At 47.6% G+C, this 18,194-nt stretch carries 18 protein-coding genes; 8 read left to right on the top strand and 10 right to left on the bottom strand.

Translation table 11 applies throughout. The features are described from left to right. Positions 1-19 precede the first annotated feature (19 nt). The 3 genes from rnk to ABY802_RS03265 form a co-directional block, all read right to left on the bottom strand. Positions 20-427, bottom strand: coding sequence for a nucleoside diphosphate kinase regulator (gene rnk, locus ABY802_RS03275; protein ID WP_372625579.1), 408 nt, complete (start codon positions 425-427; stop codon positions 20-22). Positions 428-538: 111 nt separating this feature from the next. After that, the gene (locus ABY802_RS03270) at positions 539-2,275 is read right to left on the bottom strand and encodes a protein phosphatase 2C domain-containing protein (RefSeq protein ID WP_372625578.1); all 1,737 of its coding nucleotides are present in this window, start codon (positions 2,273-2,275) and stop codon (positions 539-541) included. Positions 2,276-2,305: 30 nt separating this feature from the next. Beyond that, on the bottom strand, positions 2,306-3,802 hold the full coding sequence (locus ABY802_RS03265) for a NarK family nitrate/nitrite MFS transporter (RefSeq protein ID WP_372625577.1): 1,497 nt from the start codon (positions 3,800-3,802) through the stop codon (positions 2,306-2,308). A gap of 301 nt (positions 3,803-4,103) precedes the next feature. Here ABY802_RS03265 and ABY802_RS03260 point away from each other — a divergent pair, with 301 nt between their 5' ends. From ABY802_RS03260 to ABY802_RS03250, 3 genes are all read left to right on the top strand, one after another. Next, positions 4,104-5,432 carry a nitrate/nitrite transporter gene (locus ABY802_RS03260; protein WP_372625576.1) on the top strand — a complete coding sequence of 443 codons (1,329 nt, stop codon included), beginning with the start codon at positions 4,104-4,106 and terminating at the stop codon, positions 5,430-5,432. Beyond that, positions 5,423-6,625, top strand: coding sequence for an NnrS family protein (locus ABY802_RS03255; RefSeq protein ID WP_372625575.1), 1,203 nt, complete (start codon positions 5,423-5,425; stop codon positions 6,623-6,625). The genes ABY802_RS03260 and ABY802_RS03255 overlap by 10 nt, the downstream gene beginning before the upstream one ends. Before the next feature lie 110 nt (positions 6,626-6,735). After that, positions 6,736-7,125 carry a putative zinc-binding protein gene (locus tag ABY802_RS03250; protein WP_372625574.1) on the top strand — a complete coding sequence of 130 codons (390 nt, stop codon included), beginning with the start codon at positions 6,736-6,738 and terminating at the stop codon, positions 7,123-7,125. Here the strand turns inward: ABY802_RS03250 and moeB are convergent. Genes moeB through norR form a run of 3 tightly spaced genes read right to left on the bottom strand, consistent with a single transcriptional unit; the run spans position 7,122 to position 9,813 of the window. Further along, positions 7,122-7,886 (bottom strand): molybdopterin-synthase adenylyltransferase MoeB, encoded by a 765-nt coding sequence (gene moeB, locus ABY802_RS03245; protein WP_372625573.1) that lies wholly within the window; start codon positions 7,884-7,886, stop codon positions 7,122-7,124. The genes ABY802_RS03250 and moeB overlap by 4 nt on opposite strands. After that, positions 7,870-8,271 carry a YbaN family protein gene (locus ABY802_RS03240; RefSeq protein ID WP_372625572.1) on the bottom strand — a complete coding sequence of 134 codons (402 nt, stop codon included), beginning with the start codon at positions 8,269-8,271 and terminating at the stop codon, positions 7,870-7,872. Before ABY802_RS03240 ends, moeB begins: the two co-directional genes overlap by 17 nt. 15 nt (positions 8,272-8,286) lie before the next feature. Continuing rightward, on the bottom strand, positions 8,287-9,813 hold the full coding sequence (gene norR / locus ABY802_RS03235; protein ID WP_372625571.1) for a nitric oxide reductase transcriptional regulator NorR: 1,527 nt from the start codon (positions 9,811-9,813) through the stop codon (positions 8,287-8,289). A 197-nt stretch (positions 9,814-10,010) separates the two neighbouring features. Between norR and ytfE the strand changes: the two genes are divergently transcribed. After that, a complete protein-coding gene (gene ytfE / locus ABY802_RS03230; protein WP_372625570.1) occupies positions 10,011-10,724 on the top strand; it encodes an iron-sulfur cluster repair protein YtfE in 714 nt (237 codons plus the stop codon). A 1,079-nt stretch (positions 10,725-11,803) separates the two neighbouring features. Here the strand turns inward: ytfE and ABY802_RS03225 are convergent. After that, entirely contained in the window at positions 11,804-12,805 is a 1,002-nt protein-coding gene (locus ABY802_RS03225) for a sugar phosphate nucleotidyltransferase (RefSeq protein WP_372625569.1), read from the bottom strand. Positions 12,806-13,401: 596 nt separating this feature from the next. Between ABY802_RS03225 and ABY802_RS03220 the strand changes: the two genes are divergently transcribed. From ABY802_RS03220 to ABY802_RS03205, 4 genes are all read left to right on the top strand, one after another. Further along, positions 13,402-14,448, top strand: coding sequence for a PAS domain S-box protein (locus ABY802_RS03220; protein ID WP_372625568.1), 1,047 nt, complete (start codon positions 13,402-13,404; stop codon positions 14,446-14,448). Further along, on the top strand, positions 14,445-15,086 hold the full coding sequence (locus tag ABY802_RS03215; RefSeq protein WP_372625567.1) for a response regulator: 642 nt from the start codon (positions 14,445-14,447) through the stop codon (positions 15,084-15,086). The genes ABY802_RS03220 and ABY802_RS03215 overlap by 4 nt, the downstream gene beginning before the upstream one ends. A 133-nt stretch (positions 15,087-15,219) precedes the next feature. Next, complete coding sequence (locus ABY802_RS03210; RefSeq protein WP_372625566.1) at positions 15,220-15,690, top strand: CBS domain-containing protein; 471 nt, start codon at positions 15,220-15,222, stop codon at positions 15,688-15,690. Between the two features lie 26 nt (positions 15,691-15,716). Next, positions 15,717-16,166 carry an Hsp20/alpha crystallin family protein gene (locus tag ABY802_RS03205; RefSeq protein WP_372625565.1) on the top strand — a complete coding sequence of 150 codons (450 nt, stop codon included), beginning with the start codon at positions 15,717-15,719 and terminating at the stop codon, positions 16,164-16,166. A gap of 373 nt (positions 16,167-16,539) precedes the next feature. Here ABY802_RS03205 and ABY802_RS03200 read toward each other — a convergent pair whose 3' ends face one another. From ABY802_RS03200 to ABY802_RS03190, 3 genes are all read right to left on the bottom strand, one after another. Beyond that, on the bottom strand, positions 16,540-17,310 hold the full coding sequence (locus ABY802_RS03200; RefSeq protein ID WP_372625564.1) for a response regulator: 771 nt from the start codon (positions 17,308-17,310) through the stop codon (positions 16,540-16,542). Positions 17,311-17,424: 114 nt separating this feature from the next. Then, complete coding sequence (locus tag ABY802_RS03195) at positions 17,425-17,844, bottom strand: secondary thiamine-phosphate synthase enzyme YjbQ (RefSeq protein ID WP_372625563.1); 420 nt, start codon at positions 17,842-17,844, stop codon at positions 17,425-17,427. A 59-nt stretch (positions 17,845-17,903) separates the two neighbouring features. Next, a partial coding sequence (locus ABY802_RS03190) for a deaminase (protein WP_372625562.1) occupies positions 17,904-18,194 on the bottom strand: 291 nt, incomplete at its 5' end.

Here is an 18,194-nt window from a genome sequence, read left to right as displayed (position 1 = left end):
TTTCGGCACTATATGTCACTTAGCGTTGATACTCTCCGCCGCGCTCGGGTTGATATACCACCTCGAGTATCTCTACTGTGCGGCTCTGACCATTTGGCATTGGCCACTCCAATGACTGGCCAACAGACAGCCCCAATAATGCACTTCCGACCGGAGCGAAAATCGATATCTGATGTTCACTTTTAGCATCTTGCGGATATACCAGCGTTTTCTCAAACACCTTACTGTCGCCGGCAAATTTAAAGCGCACCGTAGAATTCATGCTAACTACATCTGCTGGCATATTTTCCGGCTCTACGATAGTTGCGCGATCCAGCTCACTCTCCAGCGTTTCAAGCTCTGGCGTCAACCGAGGCATTTTTTCAATTAGCGCTTCTATTCTATCCATATCGACAGCGGAAACAGTAATGGTTGGTTTTGAACTCATTAAACACTCCTGAAAATGACAACCTTAAGAAAAAAGAAAAGCCCGCCGGCACTGGCCGTCGGACTTTCACACAATTTGAACGTTATAGCGCCACAGCTTCAAAAAAGCAAGTTAACGCCTAAGCAAAAACAACCACACTACCAGCAGCAAGGTAATAAACCAGAAACCAGATAACAATTGCCAGAATAACAGTGGGTTGGTTTTATGCTCCTGCTTTACTTCTTCGTGCAAAAACTCTGGGTTTGGCTGCTGTAAATCGGTCAGTAGCTGATTAATACTTTGATAACGCTGTGATAAGTCTAAACTCACTCCTTTTTGCAAGGCACGGTCAAACCAGGTTGGAATAACGGGGTTAAACTGGCAGCTGCAGCGATAGCGTAGTTTGTCGTAATCGGCCGCTGTACGACACTCCTCCACTGCATTCCCGTAGGGTAAATGGCCGCCACTGAACAGCTCATATGCGATGGTAGCCAGTGCATAAATATCGCCCTGCACGCCCGAGTTATGTCCGAGCAAATAATGGGGATCGGAATAGGCTGCTGTGCCAAGCGCGGCTTCGTGTTGCAGCGGACTGTATATTTCAGCCAAGCCTGCGACATAGACCGAGCCAAAATCGACAATTTTTAAGCTACCATCATTCAGGTAAATGATATTGCCAGGTTTTAAATCCTGATGAATGGCGCCCATCCGGTGGAAAGCCTTTAGCCCTTCGGCAATTTGTTTTACCAGCTTAATCGCTAATGCCGGTTTTAACGGTTTCGGTTGGCGCTCAAACCATTGCTCCAGGCTTTGGCCCGGCAAATACTCCATCAGGTAGTATAAAAAGGTCCGCGGTCGGTGTTGGCGCACCACCTTAACTACGTAGTTAGATTCAATCCGCAGGCCGATCCATTCTTCGCGAATAAAGCGGTCAATGTATAAAACATCATCATCGTAGTTAAGTGAGGGGCATTTAAGTACCAGCTGCAGACCACTGCTTTCATCTTCAACCAAGTATAAATGGCTGCGACTGCTGGCAAACAATTCGCGTTGCACCTTATAACCATCCAGCTTCATGCCGGGGCGAAGTGCCGGAGGGAATGGCAGCCGGGTAAGGTGCTCATTTAAATCATCCAGGCTTTGCTCAGGTAGTGTTACTGCTTCGAGCAAAATAAGGCTGATATTATCGTCACTGCCCTGGGCTAATGCCAGCTGCATAAGCTGCTGCGCCGCTTGTGGTAAGTCTGTCGCGATGGACAACTCGCGTTGTAACACCTCAGCACTGATAAAATCGGAAATACCATCTGAGCATAGCAAAAATTTGTCGCCAGGCAGCAGGCTGATACTGCCTTGTTGCAGTTCAACCCGTGCATCCATGCCCAGCGCCCTGCCCAAAAACTGGCGCTGCTCAGACAATACCGTGGTGTGGTCCTGGCTCAGCTGTACTAACACGCCTTCGCGCCAATGGTATAAGCGACTATCGCCAATATGAAAAAAATGGGCAGTTTGCGATTTAATAATCAGTGCAGTAAAGGTGGTCAGATAACCTTTTTGATTATGCACGAACTGATGGCTTAGCTCATACAACTCGTTATTGATGGTGGCAAGCAGCTGGCTGGCGCTGTAAGCGACCGACCAGCTATCGGGTGTCTGGTTATATTCACGACAAAAGCGGCTGACCGCCCGCTCACTGGCTTGCTGACCAGCCTCAGCGGTACTTACGCCATCGGCCAGCGTAAAGCAGGCACCTTTGTAGGTTAACAGGTGCGCGTCATCGGGCACATTCACTGCCACCGCATCTTCGTTGGCCGGCTTAATGCCAGCCTCACAGATACTACTGTAACGAAGTTGCAAGTCAGATTGGCTCACCTGTTAATCCTTTTTCCAGCAATAACCACATTAACCAACGTTAATCCGATGCACAGTACCGTCTTCCCCTACTTCAGTAATATGGCCTTTCGGGTCGTCCAAAAACATGACCGCAACCAGGCCTACCAGGGCAGAAGCCGCAATCACATAAAAGAACATACTGTAGCTGACATAGCTTAGCACCGTTAAATACACCACTGCACCCACGTTACCATAAGCACCCGCCATGCCAGCGATCTGCCCGGTCATGCTGCGTTTAATCAGTGGCACTATGGCAAACACCGCGCCCTCACCTGCCTGCACAAAGAAGCTACAAGCCATGGTTGCCAGCACCGCCAGTGGGATCCACCAATGGCTGTCCATCAAGCCCATCAGGAAATAGCCAGCGGCCAGGCCGCCAATTAACATCAGCATACTTCTGCGCCGGCCAAATTTGTCAGAGAACCAACCGCCCATCGGCCGCGATACTAAATTCATAAAGGCAAAGCCTGATGCCAGCATACCCGCTTTAACCGCGCTGATGCCGTCAAAGGTTTCCAGAAAATACAATGGCAGCATGGAAACCACGGCCAGCTCAGAGCCAAAGGTGGCAAAATAGGCAATATTCAGGATACTAACCTGCTTAAAACTGTATTTATCAGCCTCCGCTACACCAGCACGCAAATGCTCGACATTGATCCGCCAGGTTTGCTGAGTTTGCACTATAAACAACAGCAACAATATGCCCCAGAACACATACATCATATTAGTAGAGAACAAATTAACGCCCGCTGGAGATAACCGCCAGGCCAACATCCCCAATGCCAAATGCATAGGAATATTCATCAGTATCAGGCCCCACAGCGCCCCCCAGCTTGACACGACCATGGCACCGGTTTTTTTCGGTTTAAAATACACCGAGCCTTTAGGGGTATTACGGGCAAATTTATAAAATATCAGCGAATACACTGCACTTATCACCCCGACCGTGCCAATAGCATAGCGCCAGCCATTCTCGCCACCATAAGCCAGAGCCAGTAACGGTAGCGTCATGGCTGCTGCGGCCGAACCAAAGTTACCCCAACCGCCATAAATACCTTCGGCGGTGCCTACCTGATGGTGTGGAAACCACTCGCCCACTAAACGAATACCCACCACAAAACCGGCACCGACAAAGCCCAGTAGAAAACGAAACAATGCCAACGCATCAAACGTTTGCGCAAATGCAAAACCAATACAGAGCAACGCGGAGATAAACAACAGTAAGGAGTACATAATGCGGGGGCCATAACGGTCTACCAGCATACCCACCACTATCCGTGCCGGGATGGTAATAGCAACGTTTAAAATCAGCAGCGCTTTGACCTGTGCATCAGTCAGGGCCAGTGCTTCTTTAATATGAATAAGCAAAGGCGCATGAGCGAACCAGATCACAAAGGTTAAAAAGAACGCAAACCAGGTGAGATGCAGCATTTTTATTTTTTGTTCAGCGAAATTAAGCAGGTTTAACCCACCACCGCTTGGCGTTGCTAAAGCAGGACCAGCCATAACATTCTCCACAGAGTTAACAATTAACTGCGCCTAGTGTAGAGAGCTAAAAAGCTAAAATCATTGATATAAAACAAAGGTGCTCAGTCATGTTTTTCCATAAAAACAAGCAGATACTACTTTATGGGTAGTTCGTAGCACCGCCACACCCTGCCGGATACCGACACTACCTACCTATATGGGTTTAACCCTGTGGCAGGCATAGCCTTCACCAGCGCGTAGGAGGTACACCCTCATTGCTGCGGCAACAGCTCGCTTTAGCGTTACACTACACAGTAATCATTTGCAGCGGATATTTGCTATGGCGCACCGCGCTCCAACGACACTAGCCCAGGCCACATTGCCTGAAGCAAACAGAGCCCTATTACTGGCAACACTGGCTTTTGCGGCCTGCTTTTCGGTTTGGACGCTATATGCCGTTATGGGCATCACGTTGCAACAACAACTTAGTTTAAGTGCTACCGAATATGGCATTTTACTGGCAGCACCTATTCTAAGCGGCGCTGTGTTGCGACTACCCTTCGGCATGCTGGCTGATCGGATCAGCAGTCGGCGCATATGGATATATCAAATGCTGATCATCATTCCGGCATTGCTATTGCTACCGCTGGTTAGCAGCTACGGCGGTTATTTATTTCTGGGTCTGTGGTTTGGGTTAAGCGGTGTATCTTTTACTCTTGGTGTACGCTACGTCAGTAGCTGGTTTGCCTCCAGCCGCCAGGGCCGGGCTCTCGGGCTATTCGGGGTTGGTAATGCCGGGGTGGCGATAACCTTTGTACTGGTGCCTCTGGCCATTCATTATCTTGGCTGGCAGTGGGTAGGCCCTTTGTATGCAGCAGGCATGTTGATAATTACCATCCTGTTTGCTGTATTTTCGCCGGCTGAACCGGCTCAGGCTTATCCTGAAACATCCTCACTGAGTCTGCGTCAACTGGCCAGCGACGCCAGGATCTGGCGGTTTTCACTCTATTATTATTTTGTTTTTGGCAGCTTTTTAGCATTGTTGTTATGGCTGCCGCAATATTATATGCAAGCCTATGCGATGAATGCATCGCATGCGATGGCCTTTACCTTATTTTTTGTCGCTACCTCCAGCATGGTAAGAGCGCTGGGCGGGTGGTTTGCAGATCGCTACGGCGGTCGTGCAGTGAACTGGAGTGTGTTCTGGGTCTGCATTATCTGTCTGTTTTTTTTAAGCTATCCACCCACTACGCTGATTATTCATGGCATGGAGAAAAACGTACAATTAGAGATTGGCTTAAATGTCTGGTGGTTTACTTTACTGATATTTGTAATCGGCGTTGCTCAGGGCTTCGGCAGGGCCAGCGTGTATAAAGTCATCCACGATTACTACCCACATCATATGGGTAGCACCGGTGGATTTGTTGCGGCTATTGGTGCGCTCGGCGGCTGCACCCTGCCTATTGTATTTGGCCTGGCACAAGATGCGTTGGGCATCATTACTGGCTGTTTTATGATTTTATATGGCGTATTGGCGCTGTGTATGATCACCATGTTTTTTGCTAATCAAGCTGCGCAGTACCAACAAAAACTGGCCCAGGCGCGCCGCGACAATTTTTTACTCGATGACGCTATACCTTTTGAACATGAGGACCCACCATGCAAATAACTGATCTGGCAACCGAACAAAAGCTGTTACCACTGCTACGCCAGGCGTTCCGGCCAATGTTTTTAATGGGTGCAGCCTTTAGTACCATTGCTATGCTGTTATGGGGCCTGACGCTTACCGGTCACATTCAGCTTAAACCCTTTGCCAATGTCTTGTTCTGGCATAGCCATGAAATGCTGTTTGGTTTTGTTACTGCGATTATTATCGGTTTTTTGCTGACCGCAGTACAAAACTGGACAGGTCTGCGCGCACCGCATGGTAAAAGTTTGTTGTTTATCAGTCTGTTGTGGCTGGCAGGCAGATTACTACTACTTTTTGGTCAGGACCTGCCGCTGCTGTTAGTCGCAGCTGTAGATCTGAGCTTTTTACCGGTTTGCGCCTTTCTGCTGGCAAAGCCTTTACTACAAACAGGACAAACCAGAAACTTATTTTTTATCCCGGTACTGCTGTTGCTTACCGCCTGCAATGCCCTGATGTACATTGGCGTCGCCACAAACCGCTTTGAACTGATTCAACTTGGCAGCCAGAATGCGGTCTGGCTGATTACCTTACTGATGGCCATTGTCGGTGGTCGGGTATTGCCGATGTTTACCGCTAATGGCACCCAAACTAAAAAGGTGGAAGCCTGGCAATGGCTGGATCGCGCCGCGCTGGGCTCACTCTGGCTGATTTTTGTATTGCACTTTTTTGCCTTTACCCAATATCTGCCAGCCATGGCCATCAGTGGGTTATTTGCACTTAGCGCTGCCTTAACCGCGCTGCGCAGCCTGCGCTGGAAAATATGGATCACCTTAAAAGTGCCGCTGTTGTGGTCACTGCATATGGCGTACTGGTGTATTCCAATTGGCCTGGCACTCTACAGCGCCCGCTACGCCGGTGTTAATATCAGCAATAGCGTTGCGCTGCACACGTTAACCGCCGGTGCTATGGGCAGTATGATTTTAAGCATGATGGCCCGGGTGTCACTCGGCCACAGCGGCCGCATGTTAAAGCCGCATACCATTATGTCGCTGGCATTTTTGCTGGTACTGGCTGCTGCTGTCAGCCGCACCTTATTAATCTGGCTGTGGCCAGCACAAACCATGCAGTGGTTGTGGCTGGGTGTTGGCGGCTGGGTACTGGCATACTTGCTGTACGTACTGGTGTATTTCCCGGTGCTAACAACGCCAAGACCAGACGGCAGGCCGGGCTGAAGCGAGATTACCTCTGAAGAGGTAAGCGTGCCGCGGCTTTGATTTATATCAAGTCGCCGCACGCTGCAGCTTTTACACTGGGTAAATAGTCTTTAACAACGGTGTCCGCTATGAGCCCTGATTACAACGACAAACCCCTGGTATACTCCTGCTCCGGCTGCTCTAACGTCGCGCAGCTGGCCAACGATTTAGCCGTGGTACTGGATCGCGAAGGTTCAGCGCAAATGTCCTGTATTGCTGGCGTGGGTGGTGGCGTCAAATCGTTGATAAAAATAGCCCAATCCGGCAGGCAGATAATAGCCGTTGATGGTTGCCCGCTTAACTGCGTAAAGCATACGCTGGCGAAGGTAGACGTAGTGCCCACCTGGCATATTGAGTTAACGTCACTGGGCTATAAAAAGCGTGAGCATGAAAACTGTGATCTGGGCGATGCTTATAAATTACTGCAAACGGTACACTGTGATATTTTACCTCAGGCAGCAAAGCAGACCGGGTTTTAACTACAAACACGACAGCATGGATCTTTGTTTAAGCCGAACTGACGCCACTGGCCTGTTAGCGCATCAAATAACTGTAATTTGCCATACAGCGGCGTACCTACTTTCGCCAGTATTTTTACGGCTTCCAGCGCCTGCATGGTGCCAATAATACCCACTACCGGGCTTAAAATGCCTGCTTCCATACAGGTGAGTTGTTGCTCACCAAACATTTGGCTAAGACAGTGATAACAAGCGCTCTCTCCTTGCATACTAAAACTGGCAAGCTGGCCTTCAAAGCGGATAGCGGCGCCCGATACCAGCGGCACTTTGGCCTGCACACATGCAGCATTAATCGCATTGCGGGTATCCAGATTGTCAGTGCAATCCAGCACCAGTGAAAACTGGGGTACCAATGCAGCCAAATCCCCTGTAGTTAAACGCTGGCGCAAGGCATGTATTTCAATCTCAGAATTTAACTGGCGCAAACTGGCCGCAGCTTGCTGTACTTTGCTAAGACCAATATCGGCCTCGCGATACAATATTTGCCGTTGTAGGTTACTGCGGTCAATAACGTCATCGTCTACCAGGGTAATACTGCCGATACCACTTGCCACCAGATAAGGTGCGGCAGCGCAGCCAAGCCCGCCCATGCCAACCAGTAACACTTTGCTGGCAAGTAGTGCCTCCTGGCCACGAAAATCCATTGCCGGCAGCATTAGCTGACGGCTGTAACGCATCGCCTGCTCGGGGCTAAGCTCTGACGGATTAGTCGGTTTTGTCATAATCATTATCCTGATTGACTTGTTCAGGGCGGCGCCATAGCCAAAGTGCCACCATCAATAGAAAACATGGCAGCAGCAGTTTTAGTAATAACGGCGCTGCGGATAACTGCAACAACAGCACGCTTAGCAGCATCATGCCACAGGCCAGATATTTTGCACGGCGCGGTACCACGCCGTTTTGGTGCCAGGCCAGGATAGGTGGGCCTAAATGCGGATGGGTTAACAAACGTTGCTCCAGCGCTGGCCAGCCTTTGCCGGCCGACCAGGCGCTAAGTAAAATAAAAGGGACTGTTGGCAGGCCCGGCAAGGGTATGCCTAACAGGCCCAGTGCTAAACTAATTATTGCCAGCGCCCGCCAGAACAGCACCCGACTATAGTGCCACATTATGTTTCCACCAATTTACTTAAGCCCCAACCGTTGTGCCAGTTTATGCAGGTTGCTCGGGTCAAGCTCAAGCTGCCGTGCGGCTAACGACCAACTGCCGTTGTGCTGGCTTATCGCTTGTTGAATCATCTGTCGTTGCAGTTGATTAACCGCCTGCTTTAACGGTATAGCGCTAAGTTGCAACACACTGTTTGTTTCATTGTGCGCAATGGCTGCCGGCACGGTATCCAGATCAAGCAAAGCCGCCTCCAGGGTAACAATGTCAGCTCGCGACGCGCCATGACTTAACGCTTTAATCGCCGCCCGGCTTATTACATGCTCCAGTTCCCGCACATTGCCCGGCCAGTCGTAACTTAACAACGCCAGCTCGGCGTCACTGGATAATCTGAGCGCCCGCAGCCCCAACCGGCTGCGGTTCAGCTCAAGAAAATGGCCGGCTAACAACGGAATATCATCCGGCCGCTCGCGCAGTGGTGGGATGGGTAAAGGGTATACCGATAAACGATGATATAAATCGGCCCGAAACTCGCCACTTTTAACTTGCTGCTTTAAATCACGATTCGTCGCGGCAACCAGCCGCACATTTACCTGACGGGTTTTGTCTGAGCCCAGGCGCTGAATTTCACCGTCTTGCAGTACCCGCAGCAATTTGGCTTGCACGGAAAGTGGCAGCTCGCCTACTTCATCCAAAAACAGCGTACCGCCATCGGCTGCCTCAAAACGGCCGGCCCGCTCGCTGTGGGCACCTGAGAACGCACCTTTGTTATGCCCAAACAGCTCACTTTCTGCCAGGCTTTCCGGCAGTGCCGCGCAATTAATGTAAATCATCGGCTTAGTGGCGCGGGCGGAACTGCGGTGCAAATGACGGGCAAATAGCTCCTTACCCACACCCGTTTCACCAAGCAACAAAACGGGCAGATCAGAGCTTGCCACCACCGTGAGCTCCTGCAGAATTTGTTGCAAAGCTTTACTCTGGCCAATCAGCTCATAACGTTGTTTGGCGGCCGGTTCATATTGCTGCTCGTCGGCCTGATGATTGAGCCGTAAAGCCCGGTTAGCTTGCTCCAGCTCGGTGATCCGCACGGCGGCTTCTACCAGCAAACTGTAGCGCTGCAGCTCATATATCGCAGCCTGAGAAAAACTACCTGCCGTCAATGCGTCCAGCGTTAACGCGCCCCAACAACGCCCCTCAACGTAAAGTGCAATACCCATACAATCATGCACCGGTAGTGCCTGGCCTGGTTGCTCAGCTAACAAACCGTCATAGGGGTCGGGTAATTCAGACTCAGGTTCAAACCGCACCGGGTTGCGGCTGGCCAGAATAGCGGCCAGCCTGGGATGCTCTGCCACCACAAAGCGCCGGCCCTGGGCTTCGCGCACCAGACCATGCAGCGCCACAGGTTTAAGCACGTCATGCTCAAGCCTCAGCAGGCCTACTGCGCCGCAACTAAAGTGGCTACGCAGGGTACTCACCAGCCGCTGCAAGCGCACGGCAGCAGGTAAATCTGTTACTAAATCAGCAATTAAACTTTCTTCCAACATGGTGGTTTTTACCCTTGGGTAGATACTACCCTGAATTAACTGGGTGCAATTTACCACAGCGTAAAATAAAGCTATATAAATCAAAGGAGGTAGTTTTGGCCCAACTCTTGCCATCTTAGTCTTGTTAATAGCGATTAACCGCTCAGTTTAAAGCGGCCCCTTTAATCAATTAAGCAACTAAGTAAGCAGGAGCAAGTATGTCATTCACCCATGTGTCATTTTTAGACCAGTCTTTAGGCCAGATAGCCACTACCATTGCCGGTGCTACGGCGGTATTTCATCAGTACAAACTGGATTTTTGTTGTGGCGGCCAACACAGCCTGCGCGAAGCACTGGCTGCAAAAGAACTGGATGCAACGCCTATTCTCAGTGCTCTTCAGCAATTACAACAACAAGAAGGCGAGATAACCGACTGGCGCATCAAACCGGTAAAGAAGCTTATCGAGCATATCTTGCAGCGTTTTCACCAGCGCCACCGTCTGCAACTGCCCGAGGTTATCCGACTGGCCCGGCGGGTTGAACATGTTCATGCTGACGATCCAAATTGCCCGACAGGGCTAACACAACACCTGGAAGACATGTATCAGGAGCTGGAAAGCCATATGGTAAAAGAAGAACAGATTCTGTTTCCTATGTTGGCAGGCGGCATTTATCCGTCCGGGCCGATTAGCGTAATGGAAGAAGAACACCTGCAGCATGGGGATGCCCTGGAAACTCTGGATAAGTTGACCAATAACATTACTTTGCCGGCCGATGCGTGCAATACGTGGACAGCACTGTATTTGGCATTGCAGGAGCTGAAAGAAGACTTAATGCAGCATATCTTACTGGAAAACCAAATCTTATTTGTCCAGCCCAAAGCCAGTGCTCACGATGATGATCGCCAAATGTGCTGCGGTAGTTGCCAATAACTCATTTTTTCATCGGAACCATGCATTAATGCCTGGTTCCAATCAGCCTTTTAGTGTTTAGCCAGGTGTTTGAATCTGTGTTTAATCGTTTTTCGGCCATTTTTGAGCAATTAGTTAATCGTCGACAAAGCACTAAAATGTGAGTTTATGCTTGGAAACTTTTAATTTGTCACAGTTTTCTTTCTTATAGGTCTATATCTAGCATTCCCCACAGGCTAAAATTGGGACCACATAACCTCTAAGACGTTAAAGATGTTTAAAATCAAAATAATAAAACCATCCTTCCCTATGTTATAGATTCGTTCCCTTCTCAAGTACCCACCTAACCTAGTAGCGACCAGATTGTCTTCCAATAAAGATCGCATTGATATATCAAAAACCAGCAAACACAAAATACACAGTGAGCACTGCAAAGCGAAAAGTGTGCAATATACTGATATTTATACACTTATAGTGCGCACCATCTTGAAAAAAATTAAATAATAGTCAAAATGGAAACTTTTAACTTGTGGCCTTTTAGTGACCAAATAGTATTCTAAAGGCTTTTAAAGCGACCAAAATCTAACTTGAAAAAATATTTTATTGTGCTATAGTTCTTGTAGTATAAGGCTTTCAGGCTACCCAGCCTTATTTTCAGTGTTATTCAAAGCATAAATATACCCCCTTGACATGGTAGGGGTCGGTGGTTCGAGTCCACTAGGACGCACCAAAAATTCCAATAAAAACGCCACCTTATAGGTGGCGTTTTTATTGGTTCTTTTTAAATATCACCATATAACTTACCTTTATGCTACTTACCATGAATGATTTCATAAGCAGTGCCCAGCATACGGCTAACTCTGCCGGCTTCATCCAGAAAAGGCACCAGGCAAGTCTGCGAGTGCGTACAATTAATAGGTAAATCTAAGATTCCCTGATAATCAGTTCACCTGAACTACCTTAGCGGGTGCTAGCAATTCTTCGCTCCGTCACCCGGTTACTTCACTTTACCGCACCGACACTGGATAGCTATCGTTAATCCAGGTAGATGCTAACATTACTATTGTGTGCTGGAAAAATCGAATAGATGAAACTCGCCACTAACAAATACTGCGACCCGCGTCGTTTAACCAACTGTCCAGACCGTATCTTTCGATGCATTGCAGGATGCGCTCTGGCCTGCCCCAATCATCCCAATCGATGTCAGTCATCGGCAGTACCCAGCATTGCTGGGTTACGTTTTGCAGTAAGTCTTTAGAAAAATCCAGTTCTGGCATATGTTTAAAAGTATTACTAATCTCCTGCTCGACAGCTTCTTGCTGCCTACTGCCAAAGCGCAGTTCCTGATTAAGGAGGTGCAGATACAAAAAACACATAAAAAATTTTGGATGTAGTGCCTTAGCAAGTCGCCATAGCAATTCGCCCTTAGCTGCAATAATCATGGTGCTCCATAATGCGTTGCTACTAAACAGTAGCCGAGCTTGCTGGTTATCGGGTTTTTCAAAAAATGCCAATACCGGCTGCACTACTGCGTTGCTGGTAAGCTGACTACCTGACCCAACAGCTGCCGGCTTAATCCAGCCAAAGTCGGTATTGGGCCAGCGAGCTTCAGCGCCAAGCAATACAAGGTGCTGAGAGTCTGCAGCGGCATAAGCTAGCGCTGCATTGGCCAGCGCCACAAAGCGTGCTTCAGGAAAAATAAAATGATCCGAGGGCATAATGATCACACTGGCATCAGGATCCAGTGCCAAAATATGCGCTAACGCCAGATAAACAGCCGCTGCGGTGCCATTATGCTCGGGCTGATACAGCACCATCCCGGGAATAACAGCCATGTCCAGTTCTTCAAAATACATGGCCTGATCAGCTACCGATACCGTGACAATATTATCACTGCCGACAAGTTGCCGCGCTCTACTCCAGGTATTTTCCAGCATAGAGTGCTCGCCGGTAAAGCGGCAAAACTGTTTAGGCCGGTAGCTGCCCAACCACTCGCTAATCGCCTCACGCATTCGTTCACCATGCCCGCCAGCCAATATTATGGCCCAGGTATGTGGCCTAGCTTTGTCGGACTGACACTGCTCGTCTGTTGCATCAGACACAATATTATTTCCATCTTGAGCGGACAGGTAAACGCTGCTGGGTACCATGCTTCCTCCTAAGTAACAATTGAATAATAAAGAGCGATAAACGACGTTGATACAGCGCGACATCGCATTGGATTTGCCAGATAAATTTTAAGAGGACGTTACTTTAACGCAGTTATCAGATGTGCGGGATAGGGGTAAGACGGAATGTAAAGTAGGTAAATCCCTGATTAAAAGCAACCAAGCTTTACCTACAGATTTAATTATCAGACCTATGTTATTCAGCTTGGAATGCACCTACACGGTTTAACACTGCAGAATCGCTAAACGCCAGTAGCGGTGAAGGAGCTAATAGTAGTATAAACCCGGTTACTCCTAACATACGGTGCATTTACCATAACTTTGTCACCCCGCAGAATGACTGCTCAAACCCACAAAGCAGACAACTGAGCATGGCCGCAACTAACAAACAGCTCTCGGCATAAGGCTTAGGCCGATTAACGTTTGTGAAAACGACCTACGTATTACCTGACAAAAATTAGCGCATACAAACTTAAAGACTACAATTATTTATACTAATGAAAATGCGCGTGATGCAAATGCCTACAAAAATGGATACTGATAAAGAAGAATTACAGGCCATTCTCAATACAATGACCGATGTTGTTATTACTACTGACCACCAAGGAATTGTATTGCGAGTTAATCAGGCCGTTGAGCAACTTTTCGGTTATCCATCCACTGAGCTGATTGGCCAGAATATCTCAGTGCTAATGCCAGCGTCTTATGCTTCTCACCATCAACATTACATGGCGCGTTACCTGCAAACTGGAGTACCAAAAATAATTGGCATAGGCCGCGAGTTGACAGCCAAACATAAAAATGGTCATTTATTTCCCATCCATCTCTCGGTCAGCGAAGTGGAACGGTACCCATTTTTTGTTGGCGTTATTCGCGATATATCTGAGTTGGTGAAGTTAGAGCAGGAAGCGTTACTTTGCAGTGAAAAAGAGCGTAACCTTATCAGCAGAGAACTGCATGACGAATTGGGCCAGAATCTATTAGGTTTAACCATGCAACTTCAGGTAATCACCAGGCAGTTAGGTGATACCAATCCCCATATTCAGCAACAATTGCAAAAACTTAGTAGTGGATTAAAACAAAATGTCAGCAATATCAGAGCGATTATTAGTGAACTTGCCACCGTTGAGTTAGAGGAGCAAGGTTTGCAAGAAGCATTGAAAACTTTTGTTGATACCTGTAACAGCTATAACAAAGCCCGAGTGAAGCTAACCTGCGAAGGGCAATGCTTTAAAGAAGATTACAGTATTACTGTACATTTATACCGCATCGCCCGCGAAGCCATTTATAATGCACTGAAACACGCTGATGCCAGCCTGATTGAAGTCAGTCTGGTGCAGCATGGTAATACTACACAACTATCAATACAGGACAACGGAAAAGGGTTACCACCAGACTTGACTGTCCGAGATTGCCGGTTAATTAACGTTGGCAATGGGCTGCGAAATATTCATTCTCGTGCCCATGTTATAGGGGCCCATCTGACTATTAGTTCCTCTGCGGCAAGTGGAACCCGAATTGAATGCCTTTATACCAAACCTGACACCAAACTTAATTTTGACAGAGCAGACAAGTGAGCAATCTGTTATTAATAGATGACCATCCGGTTTTTTGTTGCGGTCTGACGGCTCTTATTCAGGCAGAAGCCGATCTTAAGGTATGCGGCGAAGCGGCAAACGTTACAGATGCTATAAAGCTTATTGCGCAGCTTAAACCCGATATGCTGATATTGGATCTTATTCTCGAGGAAGGTGACGGTTTACAACTAATCAAGCACTTGCGGGCCCGGGGCAGTAAACTGCCCATCCTGGTCATCTCAATGTACGATGAGCAGTTATTCGCCGAGCGGGTGATCAAAGCCGGAGCCAACGGCTATCTTAACAAAGCCGATGCAATCGGCAAAATCATCCCTGCTATTCGCCGGGTACTGCAGGGTCGACTTTATCTTAGCGATACGATGACAGAAATATTACTGCACTCCCAGTTTAACCAAAAATCGAACATCGATATCACTGGCGAAGCAAAGTTGTCTGATCGTGAATTGGAGGTATATATGATGTTAGGCAAAGGCTATTCAACCAAAAAAATCGCTACAGAATTGAACCTTAGCAGCAAAACGGTTGATTCGCATAAAGAGCATATCAAAGAAAAGCTCGCTATTGCTGATAACAACAGCCTTATTCAACATGCTGTCATCTGGATGATGACCCACTAGCACTTCTTTACTACGGGAGTTATTGATACAAAGTTAGGTTTATTCCCTACCCCATAAAATGGTTTTCTCCTAAACCCTTCGTGCAGTGCAACAGCTATTCTTTAGCCATTGGGAACCCCTATGGAGAACGAGCATGAAAATTAAAAGCTGTATGAATCCGGATATCAGAAGTATTAACGCGGCAGAAACCTTGCAGCAAGCTGCAAGAATAATGTGGGAAGCGGACTGTGGTGCCCTGCCCGTGTTAGACGACCACAATCAGGCGATAGGTATGATCACAGACCGCGATATCGCGATGGCCGGTTTTATTCAAGGCCTACCATTAAGCGATATTCCGGTTAATAGTGTCATGTCAAAAACGCTGGTGAGCATTGGTCCAGAGCAGGATCTGAGCGAGGCTGAACACTTGATGCAGGCTAACCAACTCAGGCGCTTGCCAGTGCTGAATGGCAAAAAACAGCTGGTAGGTATCTTGTCGTTAAATGACATTGCCACTGCATATAAACGGGACAGCGGTAAGCAGGTAAAAGCCAACGAAGTTGCCGACACGCTAGCCTCTATTTGTATCCACAGAACCCTGGTAAAAAACTCGGCTGTGGCCTGAAAATTCATCCAAAAAGGAGATCAATAATGAGCTTAATACCAATCGGCGGCCCGTTAGCGCAATGGGACCCATTTAACCAGTTCGGCAGCCTGTATGAAAAATTTAATACGCTGTTTAATGGCAACAATGGGATGCCGTTAGAAACCCAATGGACACCCGCCATGGATATCGTTGAAAAAGACCATGAAATAATGGTGCGCTTAGACACACCAGGCATGGAACGCAAAGATATGAAAGTTGAAATTAACGGCAATATGCTGGTGATTAGTGGCGAACGGAAGTACGAGAATAAAGATGAGAAAGACAATTACCATCGGCTGGAAAGAGGTTATGGTAGTTTCCTGCGTAGCTTCCGGTTACCCGACTATGTTGACCAAAACCATATAAAAGCTGAATGCAAAAACGGTCTGTTACAAATTCATCTTGCCAAAGTACCAGGCAAGAAAAAAGAACTGAAAAGCATTACCATCAACTAATCCAACATACTTAAAGGAGAGTGTTATCGCTGCACTCTCCTTTTGTTTAGGCCTTTTCATTCTATGGCCACTGAGGGGGTGGCCTATAACAGATTTGCTTTGTATGCTGTTGCGTATTGTCATTTGATCAGCGCGGCTTAAATATTAAACCGTTTAGTTCAGGTAATTTTATCGCTACCAACTCACACCTGCGAATGTTGCCAGATAAGGTTGTGATAAACGTGGTGAAGGCGATCTAATTGCTCACGCACTACCGCAGGATTGGTCAGCAGATTCTGGATACTTTGGTCCAGCCAATGCTAATGAGAATAGTTTTTTATTTGCAACTGAAGATTAGTTCAGTTTTTGACGTATGGGTATGGCATCCTTACCACTAAGTATTATCGATTATCTGAGGAATGTTGATGCTCAAATATTCCAGCACCGATGTCAGCGCGGTCTGCGTCTGATCGCTGATAGCCTCTTTGACAAAGTGTAATGCGACATTACACAGGCCGGAGCCGCTATCATTAACGTCATCCGCTTCAATCCGAATGACCTTACCTGTCAGCTTGCTGATGAAGTAAGCGCTGTCGTGGCTAAGCTCATCTAACGTAATATCCAGTTGGTACCGGTCAAACAACTTTATTTGCGCGTTGTAGGTTAGCTGCAACATAACACCGGTGTTACTGATGTTTTTTACCTTCGGCGTTAACTTTGCTTGCGGCGTATAAAGACACACTTTATGCGGCGGCAGCCCGGACAAACGCACCGCATTGCGCTTTTTTGCGCCATTCCAGGACTTGTTGATTGCGTCTTCTAATTTATCCGAACTGAAGGGTTTGACGACGTATTGGGTTACCCCATGTTGCATTGCAGTGATGACATAATCTCTGCCTCCTTTGGCCGTCATCATAATAAAAGGAATATCTTTTACCCTGTGATGTTTTCTGACATTTTTTAACAGTTCCAGTCCGTTCAGCAACGGCATTTCCCAATCCGAGATAATAATATCAATGTCTTTGGTTTTAAGAAGTTCCAGCGCTTCCTGGCCATTCTTTGCAGTATAAATTTTTTCAGCGCCCAACCTGTTTAACAGTGCACTGCTGACAACGCTAATAACGGTTGGAGAGTCATCGACCACCAAAAACTTTACATATTGCATCGTTGCTCCTTCTGAAAAACGTGAGATGATCTGGCCAGTTTGATTGTGCTGTTTAGCATACCGTTTACTTACGATATTGCATCATAAAACCATCGGCAACACGCAAATAGATACTTATTCGCCTTGTAAGGTAATAACCAATGTTCTGCTACCAGCATGGTTACGGTGTTCGCCCAGATAAATGCCCTGCCAGGTACCAAGACACAAACTGCCGCCAGTAATTGGAATGGATACGCTGCTGCCAATTAAGCTACTTTTCAGATGTGCTGGTAAATCGTCACTACCCTCATAAGTATGGGTATAATAAGGCTCGTTTTCTGGTACCGCTTTACTTAAAAATTGCTCAAAGTCCTGCCGCACGGTCGGATCGGCATTTTCATTAATCGTTAAGGAAGCTGAACTGTGTTTAATGAAAATATGACACAAGCCAACTGACAGCTGGTTAAGCTCGGGCAACTGCCGCAATACTTCAGCCGTGATTAAATGAAATCCCCTTGTTTTTGCTGTTAACATCAATTCTTTTTGTAACCACATTGTTATCTGCTCTTGATTAAAACCGTACTTAGCTGGTTACAGCCCACTGCCGCTGAGGCTTACTCTCCGATATCTTCAAACCACAGCTGGGGTTTGGCAGCAATAAAATCCTGCATTAGCTTTATACACTCGGCATTATGCTGATTTTCAAGAGTAACACCGCGGCTTTGTACATAAGCCTCCGGCCCCTGAAAGGTTTGGTTTTCGCCAATAACTACTTTGGGAATGCCATACAGCAATACCGTGCCGCTACACATATCGCACGGTGATAACGTAGAGTACAGCGTGGCGCGCCGGTAATCGGCGGCGGTTAAGCGGCCTGCATTTTCCAGGCAGTCCATTTCAGCATG

This window comes from Arsukibacterium sp. (assembly GCF_041616895.1).
GTDB lineage: Bacteria > Pseudomonadota > Gammaproteobacteria > Enterobacterales > Alteromonadaceae > Alishewanella.
This window is presented reverse-complemented; position numbering and strand designations above follow the sequence as displayed.